Below are 273 nucleotides of genomic sequence, written 5' to 3' on the forward strand. Positions count from 1 at the left end.
GGCGAGATAGTTCAGTAGCGGGGTGTCACTGTGATTGGCAGATTTGATGACCAGCTTTTCCGCTTGCTTCCAGTCCCCTTCCAGTACCTTGACCAGACCGCTGGAGGTCAGCTCACGTGCTTTGCGGGTTTTGCGACCGGAGAACCAGCCGCGGGTGACGCTGCTCAGTGACAGCAGCCACTTCAGCAGATGCTCAAGCAGAAAAAAAGCACCGAAAAGCACAATAACCAGTAAGAGCAGCGTGGTCAGGCTCATTTCCAGTGTCTGGTTAGC

At 54.6% G+C, this 273-nt stretch carries 1 protein-coding gene; it reads right to left on the bottom strand.

All coding sequences use genetic code 11. The annotated features are described in order from the left end of the window. Window positions 1–273, bottom strand: a 273-nt coding sequence (locus ACYP03_RS26135; RefSeq protein ID WP_459782689.1) for a heme biosynthesis HemY N-terminal domain-containing protein, incomplete at both ends; no start/stop codon positions are given.

The organism is Photobacterium sp. R1, from assembly GCF_054600795.1.